The sequence below is a fragment of the Enterococcus sp. JNUCC 77 genome (genome assembly GCF_054819945.1).
Genome location: NZ_JBTHIG010000002.1, coordinates 934,688 through 953,701, shown reverse-complemented (window position 1 = coordinate 953,701; position 19,014 = coordinate 934,688). Strand labels below are relative to the sequence as shown.

The following is a 19,014-nucleotide window of genomic DNA, read 5'->3' as shown; positions in this document are numbered from 1 at the left end:
GAATTTAATCAGATAGTATCTCAGTACTTATTATATAAATGACAGGAGATTAACTAATTATGAAAGCTTTATATTTCGATCATTTCGGTAATTCTGATGTTTTAACATATGATGAATTACCAGACCCGGTTGTTTCTAAGAGTGAATTACTATTACGAATGGAATATATTGGTTTGAATTATGCGGACATTTATAGAAGAAAAGGAGAATATCACATAGAGGAACGTTCCCCATATATAAATGGGTACGAAGGTGTTGGGACAGTCATTGATATTGGCTCTGCCGTTAGTGAGTATAATATTGGTGATAAAGTCTTTTTTGTGGATGTTCCTTTTTCAAACGCCGAATTAGTAGCTGTTCCAAAAGAAAATGCCATAAAACTACCTAGTGACATGGATTCAAAGTTAGTAGCAAGTATTGGCTTACAGGGCTTGACTGCTGATTTTTTAGCTCATGATTTAGGGAATGGACTTGAAAGTAGTAATGTTTTTGTGCATGGGATAAGTGGTGGGGTGGGGCAAATTTTAGCTCAAATGTTAACAGCCGATGGTCTTAATGTATATGGGATTACTTCTTCAAAAGAAAAACAACAGATGGCTTTAAGACAAGGTGCAAAAAGGGTTTTTTTAAGAAATTCAGATTGGCAAGAAGATTACTTATCGTATTTTGATACCGTATATGATGGAGTTGGGATTACACTACTGGATAGTATTGACTTAGTTAAACATAGAGGAAAAGTAGTTTTCTTTGGAATGGCTGGAGGCAATCCTCCTAAAATTGATTTTGTTGAATTACTTTCTCAATCAAAAAGCATATTAACCGGAGATCTTTGGGATTATTTGACTAGCTATCAGGAACGCAGTGAAAGAAGTGATAGACTTTTCAAGTATTTTAGAGAGGGTACGATAAATATTAGTGAACCAACTATTTTTTCTTTATCTAATGGTAAAGAAGCCCATGAATTTTTGGAATCAGGAAAAAGTGTCGGTAAAATTCTTTTAGAGCCATAGAATGATGCCTTAGATTTTTGTATAAAGATATTTGATGGAAATCATTGTCAGATATCTTTATCACGATTAATGAAAAAAATATTTAGACTAGTGGATTTTCTAAGTCATAATTCAATAATAGATGCTAAATTATAATACGCTAGCTGCGCGTAGATGATAAATTATTTTTTTATTTAAACTTCTTTTCAAAATAAAAAGATATTAAGAGCTAATTATGAAGGATAGTTATGCAATAGCAACCAGATGTTGCACTTACTCCTAACATTCGCCAATTTAATGTAGCTTTGTATAATACATGTTATGTAAACTAAGTAGTAAAAAAGCGAATATCTTTTTATAAAGTGCAACAACTGAACTAAATTTTAATCACCTTCGTGGACAATCATACATTTTAACCAGAAAGACATTTCTCTTGTTCATATAACTCTTTACAAGTTCTAAAGCAAAGCTATGAATTTTTTTAGGTCTAGTGTTTAATTCCTCAGCAATAAAAAGCATATCTTCTTGAGTTTGCTTCTCAAAAGTCTGTTTCTTAGGCAAATAAACTCGAATGAATCTATTAGTATTTTCATTTGTACCACATTCTTGTGGTGCGTATGCATGTGAAAAATAAACTTTAGCCTAGTAAACGACTAATGAATCTCTCGTTTACGAATTCTCTGCTACGATCAAAAGTAATAGATTTTACATGATCGCTGCGTTTAATCTAAATGTTGACTTGATAGTATTTGTCTTCGCCTATTTTTATAACCCTTCACTTCAAATATTACCGTTATATTTTTTTAAAATTACAATTAATAATTTTTTTATTACATATCAAAAAAATGAGCAACAATTTTGGTCATTTATAAACCTCCGTTATATGATTAAAAGGGGAAGTTTCTCTTAATAGGAGGATTTTTTATGAAAAGAGAGTTAATTGGGAGTTCAAATTATCGTCGGATGCGCTTGGTAGAAATTTTAGATCGTCTAGATGATTGGCTATCTGTTAAAGAAGCTAGAGTTGTTGTTAGTTGCTCTACCAAAACATTGATGTCAGATATCGACTATATCAATGATTTTTGGGGTACATATGTCAAAATTGATTTCTCGAAAACACTAGGTTTAAGGTTGAGTAATGTTTCAACGAATAAGATGGCAAACATTTATAACATAATTTTTGCTGAAAGCAAGGAATTTCAAATGATTGAACAGCTCTTGTATCAGCCAAATGAAGATGCTAGTTTTTGGTGTAAATACTTTTTCTTGAGTGAAGCAAGTTTCTATCGAATGGTAGCCAAAATTGATATTTTTTTAAAGAATTACGGGCTACGACTTCATCGTAATCCATTTTACGTGACAGCAAAAAAAGAGCAGTGGGTTCGGTTCTTTTATCAGGAATATTTTAGCGAAGCTTATGGATATCTCCACTGGCCTTTTGATCTAAACCAAGTCGCATTATCAAAAATTATCACAAAGATTGCGAATTCTTTAGGGTTTCGGTTGAATGATATGGAAAAACAAGATAATGCCTATTTAATTGTGATTAGCTTATTAAGAGCTCAACAAAACTTTACTATTTCGGATGAAGAACTTTTGTCTGATGATGATCTGTACGAAAGTATTATAAATGATGAATTTATTCCACTGAAAGAAATTTTTAAAGGTAGTGGAATTAAAATCACATCTTCTTGGTATAAAGAAGTGAGCCATACTGCACTATCTGCTTTTTATCATTGGGATAATTTAGAACAAATGAACAAAACAACCGAAAAATTTGAAGACTTTCTTCAAGCAATCAGTACCTTTATTGATGCAGAGATATCTTTAATAGATCATCAAAAAATTTTACAAGAATTACTTTATTGGTATGTTGTCTACTTATATTATCCTTTCGACCGAATTATTTTATTTGATAAATTTAAACGTTTTTCACGGGAAAGTCAGCGGGTTTACCCGGTTTTTGCCAGCTTAGTCGCAAATTATTTGAAAGAATTTGATAAGAAAGAAACTACTGATTGGGCCAAGATTCATTATTATCGGATTTTTAGCTTACTGATGAAAGAATGGTCGCGATTACCGGTTATTTTGAATCATTTGCGGACAAAAATATCTATTTTAATCGTAAGTGACCTAGGAACGAAGCATGCAGAGATGTTAGAAAGTCTATTACAACTTGAATACGGTAACCAGGTGCAATCTACCATTTTTAAAGGTTCAGTTATTTTTAGTGAGCGAATAGACGTCTCATCCTTTCAAAATTATGACCTCGTAATTAGTAACAATCCACTGTCAGACTATCAAAATGGAAACCTCATAATTGTTGATAACTTCATATCCACAAATGATCGTTACAATATTTTTGCTGGTATTTTAAAAATGCAAAATCGTCATGCAATTGAAACTATTAAAAAAATGGATCTAAATAAGGAAATTATCCACCTTTTTTCTAGCCTCTCACCTCGTTTCGTTTTTACAACTAAATAAAAAAAGCCTTGAAGCAATCATTTATTTGACTGCTTCAAGGTTTGTTATGCTTGGGCAAAAACAATTAAGTTTGTACTATCATTTATACAAGTTTGTAATGTAATTCTTTCACCACCCCCGGTACCAATCATTTGATCGTAGTAATCTGTACCATCAGCACTTACTGCGTAATCGTCTACTTGTGTAATGCCAGTGACTGTGTAATTTGTTACCTGGTTATTGCTATCTGATACTTGGATAACTGAACCACCAGTTAAACTGAATAACACATTAAAGATACCTGGATTATGACCGATAAAGTGAGTGTTTAAACCATCGGAGCCAGATTGAACGGCTGCTCCACCCCAAGTTGCTGCCATATTTGAATTTCCATCAATAACTGCTTGTCCACTACCCTGGCCTGCATTAGCATAACTGATAAAGGTGCCATTGATATTTAATTGATTGGCTTGTAAAGTTGGTTGTGTTGCTATCGGAGTGGGCTCCACCTCCTGCGGTATGGTTTCTTCAACAACTGGTGTTTCAACAGCAGCTACTGTATCGGCTTCTTCTGGAGCAACTGTTGCTTCTTGACTTTGATTTGTTTCACTAGTAGCTGATGTAGCAGCTTCAGAACTTTCTTTTACTTGTTTATTTTCTTTTGAAGACGCGGATGTTTGCTTTTTATCTGCTTTTTCTTGAGATGTATTTTCTGTTTCATCAGAAGAATTAAATGTACTTGTTACTGTATCAAGCGTTTTTGCGGCAACATCAGGAAAAACCACGGGAACTGCCACGGCTGTTGCGCTAATCATTGTTAAACCAATTAGTAATTTTTTAAATCCTGTTTTTTTAATCATTATAAAGACCTCATTTCCTTTAAAAAGCTAATTTATCTCTGTTTCTATAATTAAATTACAACTAGAAACTAGTTTTTGATATTTATTTTCTTTTAAAATAACAGTATACATAACATCGAAATGATATTAAGGCTACTGTTATAGGATTGAAAATCTTTTTCATAAATTACCTATCAATGTAAAAAAGTGATTGAGCAAAACTATTGCTATGCCATTTATTAGAAAAAAACCTCTATCAAAAATTTCCATAAAATAGAACTTTTTGATAGAGAATTTTTTTATCTTATATCTCATATAAAAACACTAGATACATAAAATATAGTAGTACAATGATTATTTTTTAGGTAATATTCTGACTTGATAAAAAAATCCGGTTAAATCTCATCTAAATAAGATCTAACCGGAGGGTCTAATTTATTTTATAAGCCGCGATCTATTCTTTGTAACTCTTGATAGTGCTGATTGTTTTGCGCTAAATTTTCGGGACTACCTTGCATGGTTAATTTCCCATCTTCTATAAAAATGACTTGATCCATTAGATCAATACCTTGCAAGTGATGAGTAATCCAAATGATTGTTTTGTCAGACAATACTTCGAAAAAAGTGTTTAGTAGAGATTGTTCAGTAATGGGATCCAGCCCCACTGTTGGCTCATCTAACAAAATAATCGGAACTTCGTGTAATAATATTCGGGCTAATGCGAAACGTTGTCGTTCGCCACCAGAAAAACGTAGGCCAGCTTCATCAACTAAAGTATCTAAACCATCTGGTAGATTTTTTACTAGCTCCAATAAGCCAACCTTCTCAATGACTTGCCAAACCTCTGCTTCTGTTGCTGATTCGCGACCGATTCGGATATTGTTAATAATTGTAGTATGAAACAAGTATGGGTTTTGATGAATAACTCCGATATAGCGGCTAATTTGATCACCTAATTGAGAAGTTTGAACCTGATTTAATGTGATTTCACCATTTTCAGGAGTTAGATCACCTCTAATTAAACTGGCCAAAGTGCTTTTTCCAGAACCACTTCGTCCTAAAATGGCTATTTTTTCCTTTGGTTGTAACTGGAAATTGATATCAGCTAAAACCTGTTGATGACCATCAGGATATTTAAAGGAAACATGGTTAATGTCCAATTGAAATGGGCCATTTAGTTCAGCCGTATAATCTGGTGTTGTTTCTGATTGTGGTAAAGCATTTAAGTTTACAATTGAATCCTGATAAATATTGGTTTCTTGCGCTGCTGCTGGTAGCGGTGCAAAGGCATCAATTAAAGGGAAAACAGATAAAACAAAAGCAGCAATCCAGTTAGCTGCCCCGCCAAAGTGTCCAGGGAAATGGCGGCTAGTCCACACCAATAATACAATAGTGATGACAGCAAAAAACATTTGCAATAAAAAGTTACGCTTGCGCTGATGATCTTGTAGCGCTTGATTAACTTCTCTTAAGGCCTTCTCTGAGGTCTCGTGACTTGCAACGTATTCATCATTACGTTGGGCAAAGATCCAATCTGATACCCCTAAAATATTATCAGTTAAATCATTATATAAGCTATTTTTCATTTGTTTTTGCTGTTCTTGTCGTTTGCCATTGACCAACACAGAAATTAACGGTAATAAGAAGACAACTACCGCTAGCATTAATAACATTGCTAAAGCAAAGAACAGTGAAAAGAACCCTAAACCAATGATGATAAAGGCATATAATAACCAAGCAATAATTGTTGGGAAAATGGTTCTCAAATATAAATTTTGAATATGATTGATATCCTCAGATAATAATCCTAAGATATCGCCGGTTTTATACTGTTGTTTAAAAAAGACAGCATCCTTTTCCAGAGTGTCATACAACTTAACTCGTAAGTTTGAAGTCATTTTCAACACCCAATTATGGCTGACCAACCTTTCTACATAACGAAAAACTGGTCGGCCGATCCCAAATGCTCTAGTTAATACGATCGGAATATAGATCATTAAAATATTTTCTGGCAATGAAGCTGCTCGACTAATCAAGTAGCCTGAGTTAAACATCAATGCACCGGCACAGAAAAACGTAATAAAGCCTAACAAAATAGCTAACAATAACGATTTTTTATATTGCTTAAAGAAAGGTTTGACCCATTGATCGTTTTTTAACGCTTGGAATAAGCCAATTTTATTCATAGTCGTCCCCTCTCATGGCTTGACGTAAGGCAACATAAGCACCATTTTTAGCTTCTAATTCAGATAAAGTACCTTGTTCCACAATTTTTCCTTGATCCATGACTAAGATGTAGTCCATCTCTTGCATCCAATGTAGTCGATGCGTTGCAAAAAATACTAGATGATCCATCATTAGCGGCAGCATTTCTTTTTTCAAGTCAACTTCTGTTTCAATATCTAAATGGGCTGTTGGTTCATCAAACAGCATAATTCTTCGGCTTTTATCCAGAAAACTACGAGCTAAAGCAATTCGTTGTGCTTGTCCCCCACTTAAAGTTCTTGCCCCTTCTCCTAACACAGTATCGATTCCTTCAGGCATTTCAGCAATTACACCAGCTAAACCAGTCACCTTTAAAGCTGTCCAAATTTCTTCGTCATTTGCTTCAGGATAATAAAAAGCGACATTTTCGCGGACACTTTTTTGAAATATGTAAGGTATCTGGGGGATATAACTAATTTGATCTTGCCAATTTTTTTGAGCGAAGCTTGTTATGATTTGCTGATTAATAGCTATATTACTCGACTGTGGTGTCAAAAAACCACTTAATAGATTAATCAAAGTCGATTTACCAGAACCGCTGCGTCCGATGATTCCAATCTTCTTATAGCCTTTAACCGAAAAAGACAATTCAGTTAATGTAGCTTGTTGATTATATTGAAAATTCAACTGAGATACAGTAAGTTCTGAATCTTCGCGCCATGCAGATAAATCTACTTGTGGGACAGTAATTTCTGGAATATCAAGGATTTGTTGCACATCATCCATGGCATTCTTTCCATCTAAAGTTGCATGATAGTCACTGGCAAAATCACGGATTGGTAAGAAATATTCCGGTGCTAAAATCAAAGTAGTTAGAGCTGGAAATAGAAAAATCGTTTCGTTTATTAAACGTAATCCAAGTAAAACAGCTACTACAGCTACAGATAAAGTTGTAAAAAAATCTAATGCAAAAGTCGATAGAATAGCCACTTTTAAGGTGCTCATAGTTGCTTTACGAAACCGTTCAGAAGTTTGGAAAATACTACGGCTATAAGCTTTACTGATGCCAAAAAATTTCAAGGTATCAATGCCTCTTAAGGAATCAATAAAATGATTAGAGAGGATTTGAAAAGTTTTATATTGTTTGTCGGCTTTTCCTTGAGCAGCATAGCCTAAAATAATCATAAAAATAATAATCAATGGAAAAACAATTAATAAAACAATCCCTGATTCCCAGTCTAAGAAAAAGACTGCCAGCAAAATAATCCAAGGAATAATACTCATATTTAAAATTTTCGGTAAAATCAAATGAAGATATTCTTCTACTTGATTTATCCCATCTAAAGTAGTTGTAACTGTACTACCAGTCCCTTTTGCCTGAACTACTGTGGGGCCTAACCGGAAAATTTTCGCTAATAAATTAGAGCGTAAAACGCTTGCTTGTTGATAAGCATAGTCTTCCAATTTTTTCTCTCGTAGATAAGTCATAAGATGTCTTCCAAAATAACTGATAAAAAAAACTCCCATCCACGAAAGCTGATGGGATAATTTTTCTCCTTGCCATAAATTCGTTATTGTCCTTGATAAGCCAAAAGCTTGTCCAACAATAAAGATAGCTTGCAGGATACTAGACCCCGCAAGCATGCCAAGGATTTTTTTCATACCTGGAAGACCTAACAATTTCTTGTCGATCATTTTAAGCCTCCAATGATTCGGTTTGATGATTGATGTGGTCGGTATGTTTAATTCGTTTTCTAAAAATGTAATAACTCCATGCTGTATAAGCTAATACAAATGGCAAAATCGTTACCGCAACAATGCTCATAATTTTTAGAGTGTAAGGTGAAGATGAAGCATTCACAATCAATAAATCATTTGCTGGTGTAATAGAACTGATCATTACCCGTGGGAATAATCCGGTAAATAAAAGGGCCACTAGAGCGACAAAAGTTAAACCACTAGCTAAGAAAGCTGGCAACTCTTTGTCTTTAATGACAGAAATATTAGCAAATACTGTTAAGGCTACGATTAAGACTAAGAAAATTAACGTTGTTGTTAAATGTAATTCAAAAAAGTCTGTGAAGAAAAATAGTAAAACAGCAAAAGCAACTTCACCTACATAAAGAACCCAGTATAAGAATTTCGCGTAATTTTTTGCTCGTTCTCTAATTGGTCCATCTGTTTTTAAGGCAATATAATTTAAGCCATGTAAGTAAGAAAGTAAAGTAACGGCTACGCCACCGACAATTGAAAAGATATTGATATAATCAGTGAAATGAGCAACCATGTCGCCATTTGCATCTAATGGCATACCTTGAATCATACTGATGAATAAAACACCAAAGAAGAATGGCACTAAGAAACTACCAATACTTAAAGTCCAGTTCCATAAATTTTTCTTTTCTAATGGCATCCGATGTCTAAATTCAAAAGAAACTCCGCGAATGATTAAGCCAATTAAGATAATAAATAAAATCAGATAATATCCACTAAATAATGAAGCATACCAGTAAGGATAAGAAGCAAACATCGCGCCACCGGCAGTAATTAACCAAACCTCGTTACCGTCCCAAACAGGTCCAATGGTTTCTACAATTTGATCTTTTTCAGCTTCGTTGTGAGTTAATGTTTGAACAGACATCCCTACCCCAAAGTCAAAACCTTCTAAAAAGAAGAAACCCGCAAATAATACGCCAATTAAAACGAACCATAATAATTGTAAACTACTCATGGATAAACGCCTCCTTATCAAAAGGATCATTTGAAGAATCATCATTTTCGATTTCTTCTACTTCAGGCCCTTTTTTCATTTCACGACGAACAAGATAGATCATCGTCACTGCTAAACTAGCAAACAATAAGAAGTAAATCGTATTTGAAATTAATAGCGAAGTCACACTAACATTTGGTGACACACTATCTTCAATTGTAAATAAACCATAAACGGTCCAAGGATAACGCCCTAATTCAGCAATTAACCAGCCCGCTGTATTGGCCAAGAATGGCACAAAGGTTGATAATCCTACTATCCAAAGCATCCAGCGCTTTTCATATAAGATTGGTTTTTTCTTACGTGTAAAGAATAGACCCACAATTGATACTAACAACATTAACATAGCAAAAGCAGCCATCACTCGGAAACTATAGAACAACGTGTTCACTGGTGGATAATAATTTTTATCGTCCCCATATTGATGTTCCAAAGCTTTGTTAATATTGTTCATTCCTTCGATTGAGCCAGAAGGTTTGTTGTAAGCTAAAATACTTAAAACATAAGGAATTTCAATACCGAAAACTTGTTTATGTTCGGCTTCATTGGCCCAGCCGACTAAAGTCCAGCCTGCAGGATCACTTGTATCCTCGTAATTTCCTTCCATTGCTGAAAACTTCATTGGTTGATCATCTAATAAAGCTTTCATTTGTGCATCACCAGCACCCAAAGTCAAAATTGAGCCGACTAATGTGATCACTAAACCGATACGCATCGATTTCTTGAAAATTTCGTTGCCTTTGAATTTTTTCTTCAATAGTTGGAACCCAGAAATACCAGCTACAACCATTCCACCTAAGGTAATGGCACCAAATACTACGTGGGTGAATTCATACCAAACTTGTGGATTGGCAAGTAAAGCACCAAAGTCAGTCATTTCTGCACGACCATTGTTTAAAGTGTAGCCAACTGGATGTTGCATGAAGCTATTGGCAGTTAAAATCCAGAATGCTGACAAAATTGAAGCGATAGTCACAAGCCAAATAAAGACTACATGGAGTTTTGGGCTAACTTTGTCCCAAGTAAACATCCATAATCCTAGGAAAGTTGATTCTAAAAAGAATGCCAATAAAGCTTCAACAGCAAGTGGGGCTCCAAAAATATCTCCCACAAAACGGGAATAATCTGACCAGTTCATACCGAACTGAAACTCTTGAATAATACCTGTTACGACCCCTACTGCAAAACTTAATAGGAAAATATTTCCCCAGAATTTAGCCATTTGGCGGTATTTCACATTTTTTGTCCGTACATATTTGGTTTCCATAATGGCTACTGCAAAAGCAGTTCCGATAGAAAACGGTACAAAGAAAAAGTGAAAGACAGTTGTCATTGCAAACTGAAACCGCGCCAAGGTAACTATATCCATTTTTTTCTCCTCCTTTATTGCGTGAATAACAACACGTTACGCGTAATTTCACATCTTAATTGTAATCTTTATTAACTGAAAAGCCAACCAATCCGGTTAAGAAAAATAAAAATTCCAGGCTTAAATAACATTAAATAACTATATTATTAACTAAATTTACAAAAAAGCTTAATGTAGTTACGTTTTGTCACTTTATAAGAAAACAAAAAATCAGCCCATCAAATTTTAATGGACTGATTCTAAAATTTTAATCGTTCAAATTGTAGCGTAGTTTCATCCGATTTGATCCAGAAGTAACCATTTCTCCTAACAACTCTGTTTGGCGTTTCAATGAATCTTGAGCTAATTTTTCGTTAGCAGTTTCAAGGTAAGCTTGTACATCAGTTGCCTCTTTTAGACCTGCATCAGTTTCATTTTGAATAAAGTGATAACTGCTCATGGCTGCAAGTTCGAAACTGTTACGCATATCTACATAAAAATCATAATCAGTATCACCTAATAAAGCGGTCGTGCAACTTAACCAGTACATATTATTTAAATCAAATGTTCCGTCAGCATTTTTGTAGCTAGCTGGAGTATCTTTCACATTTGAGTAGAATGGTACGACAGTATTAAACGTATTGGCACCATAAGCTAACCAATGAACACCGGCAATTTCTTTTGGAACGCCATTTCTAATTTGTAAAATATGCACATTGTGGTTACGATTAATTCCGATTGGACGGAACAAAGTCTTATCACTTTCATCGCCGTCACCATATGGATCAAAAATGGTGTTTTCAAAGTGTGAGCTTTGAATAAATTTGACATCTTCAATCGTGATTTTTCGGTTTGCCTTACAAATAAATGGTAAATCTTGTTCCATTGGATCTTGATCCATATCTGGTGTTAAATAAAGTTGACCATACCAAGCTCTTGGATTGTTGTAAACTGTGTCTTTGATTGAACTAGAACCAAAAATATGGCGTAAATTGTAGCCTTCAAAATCAGGATTCAAATGATTATCATCAATCAAAGCTTTCAAATCAGCTGAACACATAGTATCTGGTGAGTCAAAATTAAATGTATCAATATTCATCCGGTTTGGCGCAACTACATAAGCATCATCTGGAATTCTGACAGCCGCCCAATGATGACCACCAATTGTTTCCAACCACCAAACATCATTTTCATCAGAAAAACCAATACCGTTTGGTTCATAGGTACCAAATTCTTCCAATAATTTTCCAAGACGTTCGACCCCTTCTTTAGCAGAATGGATATAAGGTAAAACTAAAGTTACTAAATCTTCTTCACCAATACCGCCTTCAACATAAGGATCTAAGCCTTGAATTCTAGGATTCGTCGTAATCGTTTCAGTAGCAGACATAGCAATATTTTCACTATTAATTCCGGCTGCAGGCCAAATACCATTATCTAAAAGGGCATTTGGGATTGATGTGTAAGACATTGGATTATCTGGCAAATCAATTTCTACACCACTAATCACTGCTTTGTAGTGGCAGGGTTGCTCTTCTGGTGATACAACAACAAATCGTTGGGGATCTAAAGCTTCGTGGCCGTCATCATTTCTAGAAATCATTGTAGAACCATCAATTGACGCTTTCTTACCTACCAATACAGTTGTACATGAACCTTTGATTCTTTTCAATATGAACACGCTCCTTTTTTTACACTTTCAGTATACGCTTGAATTCTGAAAATATGAGAAGATAAAACGTGTTTTTTTTATTTTTTAATGAGTGAATGCATAAACTAATTGACCAGTTTTTGTTAATCCATCATTTTTTAAACTTTGCACGATTTTTGATCCGACAACCACACCGTCACAAACTTCTGAAAATCGTGCAACTTGTTCAGGATTAGAAACACCAAAACCAGCTAGAACTGGAATATCTGCCAATTCAACAATTTTTTCCAAATGTTGGTCTAAATCATCACGATAATTTTTTCCAGTTCCTGTTGTGCCATTAATCGTTACCGCATAAACAAATCCTTCAGCATTTTGAACTAATTCTTTGATTCGGTCTTCATGACTGGTTAAAGTAACTAGCTGTAGTAGTGCGATTTCACTGTCATTCAGTAATGGTAAGACTAAATTTTGATGTTCATAAGGTAAGTCAGGAATGATAAAACCGGCCACATCTGTGCTGGCTAAATCAGTAATTAATTCCGCTAATCCATAATGGAAAAAAGAATTATAGTAGCCCATTAAAATCAGTGGTACTGGTGATTGAAAATTTTGTAAAACCTGAACAATTTTTTTTAAAGTTACTTTATTTGCTAGCGCGTCTAATCCGGCTGCTTGGATGATCGGTCCATCAGCAACTGGATCTGAGAAAGGCACACCTAATTCAATTGCAGTTGCCCCGTTTTCCGCCAGCATCTCGATTTCCTTAGTTAAGTTGTCTAACCCATTGGCTCCCGCCATGATGTAAGGAACAAATAATTTTCCTACTTCTTTTTTCTGTAATAAATAATTCGTCAATTTTTTCATTTATTTTCCTCCATTAAAGCTTTGACTTGTTCCACATCTTTATCTCCCCGACCAGAAAGACAAACAAGAATAATTTGATCCGCTGTCATTTCTGGTGCAATTTTCATAACATGGGCTAAGGCATGAGAACTTTCCAGTGCTGGAATGATCCCTTCTTTGCGCGATAAGTAATGAAAGGCTTCAACAGCCTCATCGTCAGTAATTGTGGCATAAGTTGCTCGTTTACTACTATATAAATAAGAGTGTTCTGGCCCAACTCCAGGATAATCCAAGCCAGCAGAAATCGAATAAGCTTCCAAAACTTGACCATCTTCATCTTGTAACAAATGCATCTTTGCACCGTGCAAAATACCAATCTCACCTTTTGTAATAGTTGCTGCGTGTTCAGTGGTATCTACTCCGTGGCCAGAAGCTTCCACGCCAATTAATTGCACTTCGGAATCTTCTACAAATGGATAGAATAAACCCATTGAGTTACTACCACCACCGACACAAGCAATCGCAATATCAGGCAAACGATCTTCTTGGTCTAATATTTGACGTCGGGCTTCAGTTCCAATCACGCTTTGATAGTCTCGAACAATTTCCGGAAATGGATGGGGACCTAAAACTGAACCCATCACATAGTGCGTGTCTTCTACGTGTTCTACCCAGTAGCGTAATGCCTCATTCACAGCATCCTTCAACGTTTTTGAGCCAGAAGTCACACTGACCACCTTTGTTCCTAATAATTCCATTCGAAAAACATTTAAAGCTTGACGTTTCACATCGATTTCTCCCATGAAAACGACGCACTCCATGCCAAATAATGCGGCAGCGGTAGCAGTTGCTACACCATGTTGACCTGCTCCAGTTTCTGCGACAATTTTGTTTTTCCCCATTTTTTTGGCTAATAAAACTTGGCCTAATGCATTATTAATTTTGTGGGCACCGGTATGATTTAAATCTTCCCGTTTTAGATAAATTTTGGCACCGCCTAAATCTTTGGTCATCTGTTCGGCAAAGTACAACGGATTTTCTCTACCAACGTATTGTTTTAAATAATAGTCAAATTCCTTTTGAAAAGCTTCATCAGTTTTTGATGCTTCATAAGTTTCGGTAAGTTCCTTGACTGCGTACATTAAAGTTTCTGGGACGAATTGTCCGCCGTATTCACCGTAAAATCCGGCTGTGTTTGGTTGTTTATACATATTATTTCCCCTTTACAATTTGAATGAAATGCATGATTTTATCTAAATCTTTTTTTTGTTGCGTTTCGACGCCACTAGAGACATCGACTGTTTCTGGTGAAAAATAGTCAATCGCAGCTCTGACATTTTGAATGTCTAAACCTCCGGCAATCCATAAATTATCCTTTGGCAAATCAGCCTTTTTGACTGCGTGCCAATCAAATGTTTCGCCACTTCCACCCATGTATTTTTTTGGCGGTGCATCTAAAAGCAAATATTGATAGGGTGCGGTTACCTGGTAATGCTGATTGCTTTTTCCTGGTAATGCTTGAATCATCGGGACACTTGCTTTTTCCTGCAGTGGTGTTCCATGAATTTGAACTAAATCTAAATCAGCAATTTTAATCACTGCTTCAAGTTCTTGCAGACTTGGAGAAACAAAGACACCGACTTTTTTTATCTTTTTAGGTAGCTGGTCAGTTAGACGTTTAACTTTTGCCGGTAAAATCTGACGATGGCTTCTTGCAAAAACAAAGCCTAAATAATCTGCACCGTATTTTACAGCGGTATCCACAGCGGCCTTAGTAGTTAATCCACAAATTTTCACTTTGGTCATTGGCGAATCACCTGCAATGCTTGAATTTTTTCAAGAATGTTGCCAGCTTTCATTAATGTTTCTCCAACTAAGACTGCTTGATAATTTTCTTTTACTTGTGCAACATCTTCAGTTGTTTTAAAACCTGATTCGCTAATATAAATCGTTTCGTCATCCGTTTGTGCTAAATTCAAACTAGTTTCTAATGTCACTTCAAATGTTTTTAAATCGCGGTTATTTACGCCAATAACTTTTGCAGGGAGGCTTTTAGCTAGTGCTAATTCTTCAGCATTATGAGTTTCTACTAAAATTTCTAGATTCAAACTTTCAGCATACTCATGGAGCTCTTTTAGTTTTGCTGGTTCCAACGCTGCGACAATTAACAAAATGAGACTCGCACCAGCTATTTTCGCGCGATCAATTTGTTGTTTACTGATAATAAAATCTTTACATAAAAGCGGTAAATCAACTACAGCAGCGACGTCAGCTAAATCTTGAATGGTTCCTTTAAAAAAAACTGGATCCGTCAAAACAGAGATCGCAGCTACGCCAGCATTCTCATAATTTTTTGCTTGTTCTAAGGGATCAACAGCCAAATTAATCGCTCCTTTTGATGGCGAAGCACGCTTAATTTCAGCAATGATCTGAATTTTTTCAGGATGGCCTTTAACGTATTGATAAAAAGATGGTCTTTTTTTATTAATCGTCTGATGAACAGGAGCCAAATTTTCAATTTCAGCTTTTTTTGCAGTCAAGATTGTTTCTAGAAAGTCCATTAAGCTACCTCCTGTAAAGTAATAAAATACTGTAAACAATCAAATGCTGCCCCAGACTTAATAATGTCTTGCGCCAATTGGATACCACTAGCAACATCGTTAACTTTCGCGCCAGCTAAAAAGCCTATCCCAGCATTTAAAATCACAGTATCAAGATAAGGACTTGCTTCTCCTTGTAAGACAGATAGCAAGATTTCCTTATTTTTCAAAGCATCTCCGCCAACAATTGCCGACAAAGGTGCTGCTTGTAAACCAAATGCTTCAGGAAATAATTCTTTTTCTACCACTTGATTATTTTGATAAAAAGCATAACGAGTAACACCAGCTAAATTCGCTTCATCCATTCCAGAGGCTCCCTGTAGAACAATTGCTTGTTTTCTACCTAACGCACCTAAAGTTGTTGCTGTTTCTACTAATGAATCTCCTGCAAAGGTTCCTAATAGCTGATACTCTAAAGGATAGGGATTAATAATTGGGCCAATTAAGTTAAAAATAGTCGGTGTCGCCAAATCTTTTCTAATTTGCATGACTTTTTTCATCGCTGGATGCATTGCTGGTGCGAATAAGAAAGCAATCCCGGCTTCTTTTAATAAAAAATCGATTTTTTCAGCTGAGGCAGATAGATCTACACCTAAACTTTCTAATACATCAGCAGAGCCAGAACGACTGGAAACACTACGATTGCCGTGTTTGGCCATAGGAATCCCACCAGCCGCTAAGACAAAAGCAGCCGTCGTCGAAATATTAAAACTATTGGAGTGATCTCCACCTGTACCACAATTATCCATAACTCCTTGCGGTGCTTGATGAACGGCGATGGCACGACTTTGCATCACATGAGCTAAGCCTGTCAATTCATCAGCGGTCACTCCTTTTAATTTTAAAGCAATCAATAGGGCGCTGATTTGATTATCATTTAATTGTTGCTTAAAAATGGCTGTAGCTAGCAGTGTCATTTCTTGATTGCTAAGATTTTTCTGTTGATAAACTTTTTCAAATAATGCTTGCATCGGAATTCCTCACTTCCTGTAAAAATTCTTGTAAATATTGTTGACCATTCTCGGTGCCGATTGATTCGGGATGAAATTGTAAGCCGTAAATAGGATAATCTCGATGACGCAAGGCCATAACTAAATCATCTGCTTCCTCAGTCACAATTAATTCTTTTGGTAGACTAACCTTTTCAACGATTAGCGAGTGATACCGCATTACTTTTTGCTTGGTATTTTTTAAAGAACTTTGTTTGCCATGAACGACTTGCGGTGATGCAACAATTCTCCCTCCAAAAACTTCTGCAATGCCTTGATGACCTAAACAAATCCCTAAGATTGGTTTTCGTTGATAAAATTTTTTGATCAAAATTTCCATCAATCCAGCTTCATTGGGACGCCCAGGTCCAGGCGAGAGAACAATTCCTTGGGCCTTTTCAGCTATTTCAATTAATTCAGGAGCATCGTTACGGACGACTTGAATCTCAATCTCCTTAGGAAATAATTGAAGCAAGTTATAAGTAAAGGAATCGTAATTATCGACTAATAAAATCATCTGCCTACCTCCAATAAAGCTTTGGCTTTTTGCAACGTTTCAAAATATTCTGAGGTTGGATCAGAATCATAAACTACTCCAGCCCCAGCTTGAACATAGGCTTTCTGATCTTTCACTACCATGGTACGAATAGCAATCGCAAAATCAGCTTGATTGTCTTGAGATAAATAGCCGACCGCTCCTGCATAAACCGACCGTTTTACGGGCTCCCATTGATAAATTCTTGTCATAGCACGAATTTTTGGAGCGCCGCTGACAGTTCCTGCTGGTAAAGTTGCTTTTAATGCATCCATTGCCTGATATTCTGGTTTTAACTGAGCTGAAACGACTGAAACAAGATGCATCACAAAACGATAACGTTCAACAGTTAAATAAATTGGGACTCTTACTGAACCAATCTCAGCAATTTTTCCTAAATCATTTCTACCTAAATCCACCAACATTTTATGCTCAGCTAATTCTTTCTCATCGGTTGCCAAATCTTCTGCCAATTGATTATCCTCTTTAATTGTTAGACCCCGTTTTCGGGTCCCAGCTATCGGATTAGTTGTCACTTCCTTACCTTTGACCCTGACTAAACTTTCTGGTGAAGAGCCAATTACCTGACAATCTGGAAAGGGCAAATAATACAAATAAGCAGAAGGGTTGGTATTTCTCAAATGGCGATAATAATCAAAGCCATCCATTTTAAAATCTGCGACTAAACGTTGTGAAGGAACCACTTGAAATAAATCGCCGGCTTTAATTTTGGCTTTCACTTTTTTGACGGTTGCCTCATAAACTGCTTGCGGAAAATTACTAGTAAAAGATAATTTCACTGCTGGAGGCAATTGATTTTCTTGTATATTTAAAATAGCCAACTGTTTTTCTACTTGTGATAATTTTTGATCTAGTTTTTCTTCACTAACCTGAGAGTAAGTATTACCAATTACGATTGTCACCGTCTGTTCTTTATGATCATAGATTAAGAAGTTTTCATATAGATAAAATTGCATATCAGGGATTTTTAGTTGATCTATCGGAATTGGACCGATATCTTCATAGCAAGCGGCAATATCATAACCCACGTAGCCAATAGCTCCTCCTTGAAAAGGTAAATTTTCATGCAAGACTTCATTTTTCAATACATATCTTTCTAATTCTTTCAAAGGATCACAAACAGGATAAGCTTGTCCATCAATTTTGAATTGCCCTTCTAAATAACTCAAATGATGAACTGGATCAAAAGCAATCACCGAATAGCGGCTGGCTTCCTGCTCTCGAGGAATACTTTCCAGTAAAGCCTTTTGTTGACTTTTCAACCGATAATATAAACTGATGGGTGTGAAACAATCACCATTAATTACTTTTATTTTTCGCATCTGTTTTTCCTCCTTTTAATATAAAAAAAGCCCTCAAGCCAGTATTCTGACTTGAGGGCGCAATCGCACGGTACCACCTCAATAATTCTGCTAAATAATAGCAGCTTAAACAGTTGTCTAACAACAACTTTCGCTATAACGGGCGAGCCCGTCATCCCCTACTTTTATTCAAGGATGCTTACCCAAGTCCATTCATCAAGGAAAGATTGCTTTCTTCTCATCAACTAAAGCTTGCTGTAAATCTTTCAATTCTTGATTACTTCTCTTGTTATCTATTTTGAAATATAAAAAAGCCCCCGAACCAACGTATGTTAGTTCGAGGGCGGATAATCCACGGTGCCACCTCAAAAATGTCTAAAAAGACCTCTATCAGTTATCTATCAATAACTTTTCTCTGTAACGGGAGTACCCGGAAAATCCTACTAAACAAGTG

Annotated in this window: 15 protein-coding genes and 2 other annotated features (1 of these 17 running past the window's edge); of the genes, 2 read left to right on the top strand and 13 right to left on the bottom strand. The window is 35.7% G+C overall.

Annotated elements, in window-relative coordinates:
- The first annotated feature begins 59 nt into the window (after nucleotides 1–59).
- Both ACVWNY_RS17760 and ACVWNY_RS17755 read left to right on the top strand, forming a co-directional pair.
- The gene (locus ACVWNY_RS17760; RefSeq protein ID WP_454072086.1) at nucleotides 60–1,010 is read left to right on the top strand and encodes a zinc-binding dehydrogenase; all 951 of its coding nucleotides are present in this window, start codon (nucleotides 60–62) and stop codon (nucleotides 1,008–1,010) included.
- 903 nt (nucleotides 1,011–1,913) lie between these two features.
- The gene (locus ACVWNY_RS17755) at nucleotides 1,914–3,476 is read left to right on the top strand and encodes an AcpB/EbpR/MafR family transcriptional regulator (protein WP_218325916.1); all 1,563 of its coding nucleotides are present in this window, start codon (nucleotides 1,914–1,916) and stop codon (nucleotides 3,474–3,476) included.
- A 44-nt stretch (nucleotides 3,477–3,520) separates the two neighbouring features.
- Here the strand turns inward: ACVWNY_RS17755 and ACVWNY_RS17750 are convergent, their stop codons facing one another.
- The 13 genes from ACVWNY_RS17750 to trpE form a co-directional block, all read right to left on the bottom strand.
- Nucleotides 3,521–4,315, bottom strand: coding sequence for a class F sortase (locus ACVWNY_RS17750; protein ID WP_218325915.1), 795 nt, complete (start codon nucleotides 4,313–4,315; stop codon nucleotides 3,521–3,523).
- Between the two features lie 419 nt (nucleotides 4,316–4,734).
- Complete coding sequence (cydC, locus tag ACVWNY_RS17745; RefSeq protein ID WP_218325914.1) at nucleotides 4,735–6,480, bottom strand: thiol reductant ABC exporter subunit CydC; 1,746 nt, start codon at nucleotides 6,478–6,480, stop codon at nucleotides 4,735–4,737.
- Nucleotides 6,473–8,194: a thiol reductant ABC exporter subunit CydD gene (gene cydD / locus ACVWNY_RS17740; protein WP_218325913.1), complete on the bottom strand. Its 1,722-nt coding sequence runs from the start codon at nucleotides 8,192–8,194 to the stop codon at nucleotides 6,473–6,475. The genes cydC and cydD overlap by 8 nt, the downstream gene beginning before the upstream one ends.
- Nucleotide 8,195: 1 nt before the next feature.
- Entirely contained in the window at nucleotides 8,196–9,230 is a 1,035-nt protein-coding gene (cydB, locus tag ACVWNY_RS17735) for a cytochrome d ubiquinol oxidase subunit II (protein ID WP_218325912.1), read from the bottom strand.
- Nucleotides 9,223–10,638 carry a cytochrome ubiquinol oxidase subunit I gene (locus ACVWNY_RS17730; protein ID WP_218325911.1) on the bottom strand — a complete coding sequence of 472 codons (1,416 nt, stop codon included), beginning with the start codon at nucleotides 10,636–10,638 and terminating at the stop codon, nucleotides 9,223–9,225. The genes cydB and ACVWNY_RS17730 overlap by 8 nt, the downstream gene beginning before the upstream one ends.
- Nucleotides 10,639–10,885: 247 nt before the next feature.
- Nucleotides 10,886–12,292: a C69 family dipeptidase gene (locus ACVWNY_RS17725; RefSeq protein WP_218326160.1), complete on the bottom strand. Its 1,407-nt coding sequence runs from the start codon at nucleotides 12,290–12,292 to the stop codon at nucleotides 10,886–10,888.
- Between the two features lie 81 nt (nucleotides 12,293–12,373).
- The gene (gene trpA, locus ACVWNY_RS17720) at nucleotides 12,374–13,135 is read right to left on the bottom strand and encodes a tryptophan synthase subunit alpha (RefSeq protein ID WP_218325910.1); all 762 of its coding nucleotides are present in this window, start codon (nucleotides 13,133–13,135) and stop codon (nucleotides 12,374–12,376) included.
- Nucleotides 13,132–14,325, bottom strand: coding sequence for a tryptophan synthase subunit beta (trpB, locus tag ACVWNY_RS17715; RefSeq protein ID WP_218325909.1), 1,194 nt, complete (start codon nucleotides 14,323–14,325; stop codon nucleotides 13,132–13,134). Before trpB ends, trpA begins: the two co-directional genes overlap by 4 nt.
- Nucleotide 14,326: 1 nt before the next feature.
- Nucleotides 14,327–14,920, bottom strand: coding sequence for a phosphoribosylanthranilate isomerase (locus ACVWNY_RS17710; protein ID WP_218325908.1), 594 nt, complete (start codon nucleotides 14,918–14,920; stop codon nucleotides 14,327–14,329).
- A complete protein-coding gene (gene trpC / locus ACVWNY_RS17705) occupies nucleotides 14,917–15,675 on the bottom strand; it encodes an indole-3-glycerol phosphate synthase TrpC (protein WP_218325907.1) in 759 nt (252 codons plus the stop codon). The genes ACVWNY_RS17710 and trpC overlap by 4 nt, the downstream gene beginning before the upstream one ends.
- Nucleotides 15,675–16,685 (bottom strand): anthranilate phosphoribosyltransferase, encoded by a 1,011-nt coding sequence (trpD, locus tag ACVWNY_RS17700; RefSeq protein ID WP_218325906.1) that lies wholly within the window; start codon nucleotides 16,683–16,685, stop codon nucleotides 15,675–15,677. Before trpD ends, trpC begins: the two co-directional genes overlap by 1 nt.
- Nucleotides 16,669–17,220 (bottom strand): anthranilate synthase component II, encoded by a 552-nt coding sequence (locus tag ACVWNY_RS17695; protein ID WP_218325905.1) that lies wholly within the window; start codon nucleotides 17,218–17,220, stop codon nucleotides 16,669–16,671. Before ACVWNY_RS17695 ends, trpD begins: the two co-directional genes overlap by 17 nt.
- On the bottom strand, nucleotides 17,217–18,581 hold the full coding sequence (gene trpE, locus ACVWNY_RS17690; RefSeq protein WP_454072085.1) for an anthranilate synthase component I: 1,365 nt from the start codon (nucleotides 18,579–18,581) through the stop codon (nucleotides 17,217–17,219). The genes ACVWNY_RS17695 and trpE overlap by 4 nt, the downstream gene beginning before the upstream one ends.
- Nucleotides 18,582–18,631: 50 nt before the next feature.
- Nucleotides 18,632–18,862, bottom strand: a binding site (T-box leader).
- 34 nt (nucleotides 18,863–18,896) lie between these two features.
- Nucleotides 18,897–19,014, bottom strand: a binding site (T-box leader) (it continues 112 nt past the right edge of the window).

Bases quoted from the DNA above. Each gene is read 5' to 3' on its own strand.
- cydD (WP_218325913.1), bottom strand. From the start codon at position 8,194: ATGATCGACAAGAAATTGTTAGGTCTTCCAGGTATGAAAAAAATCCTT.
- cydB (WP_218325912.1), bottom strand. From the start codon at position 9,230: ATGAGTAGTTTACAATTATTATGGTTCGTTTTAATTGGCGTATTATTT.
- ACVWNY_RS17750 (WP_218325915.1), bottom strand. From the start codon at position 4,315: ATGATTAAAAAAACAGGATTTAAAAAATTACTAATTGGTTTAACAATG.
- ACVWNY_RS17695 (WP_218325905.1), bottom strand. From the start codon at position 17,220: ATGATTTTATTAGTCGATAATTACGATTCCTTTACTTATAACTTGCTT.
- trpD (WP_218325906.1), bottom strand. From the start codon at position 16,685: ATGCAAGCATTATTTGAAAAAGTTTATCAACAGAAAAATCTTAGCAAT.
- trpE (WP_454072085.1), bottom strand. From the start codon at position 18,581: ATGCGAAAAATAAAAGTAATTAATGGTGATTGTTTCACACCCATCAGT.
- trpA (WP_218325910.1), bottom strand. From the start codon at position 13,135: ATGAAAAAATTGACGAATTATTTATTACAGAAAAAAGAAGTAGGAAAA.
- ACVWNY_RS17760 (WP_454072086.1), top strand. From the start codon at position 60: ATGAAAGCTTTATATTTCGATCATTTCGGTAATTCTGATGTTTTAACA.
- ACVWNY_RS17730 (WP_218325911.1), bottom strand. From the start codon at position 10,638: ATGGATATAGTTACCTTGGCGCGGTTTCAGTTTGCAATGACAACTGTC.
- trpC (WP_218325907.1), bottom strand. From the start codon at position 15,675: ATGGACTTTCTAGAAACAATCTTGACTGCAAAAAAAGCTGAAATTGAA.
- trpB (WP_218325909.1), bottom strand. From the start codon at position 14,325: ATGTATAAACAACCAAACACAGCCGGATTTTACGGTGAATACGGCGGA.
- ACVWNY_RS17710 (WP_218325908.1), bottom strand. From the start codon at position 14,920: ATGACCAAAGTGAAAATTTGTGGATTAACTACTAAGGCCGCTGTGGAT.
- cydC (WP_218325914.1), bottom strand. From the start codon at position 6,480: ATGAATAAAATTGGCTTATTCCAAGCGTTAAAAAACGATCAATGGGTC.
- ACVWNY_RS17755 (WP_218325916.1), top strand. From the start codon at position 1,914: ATGAAAAGAGAGTTAATTGGGAGTTCAAATTATCGTCGGATGCGCTTG.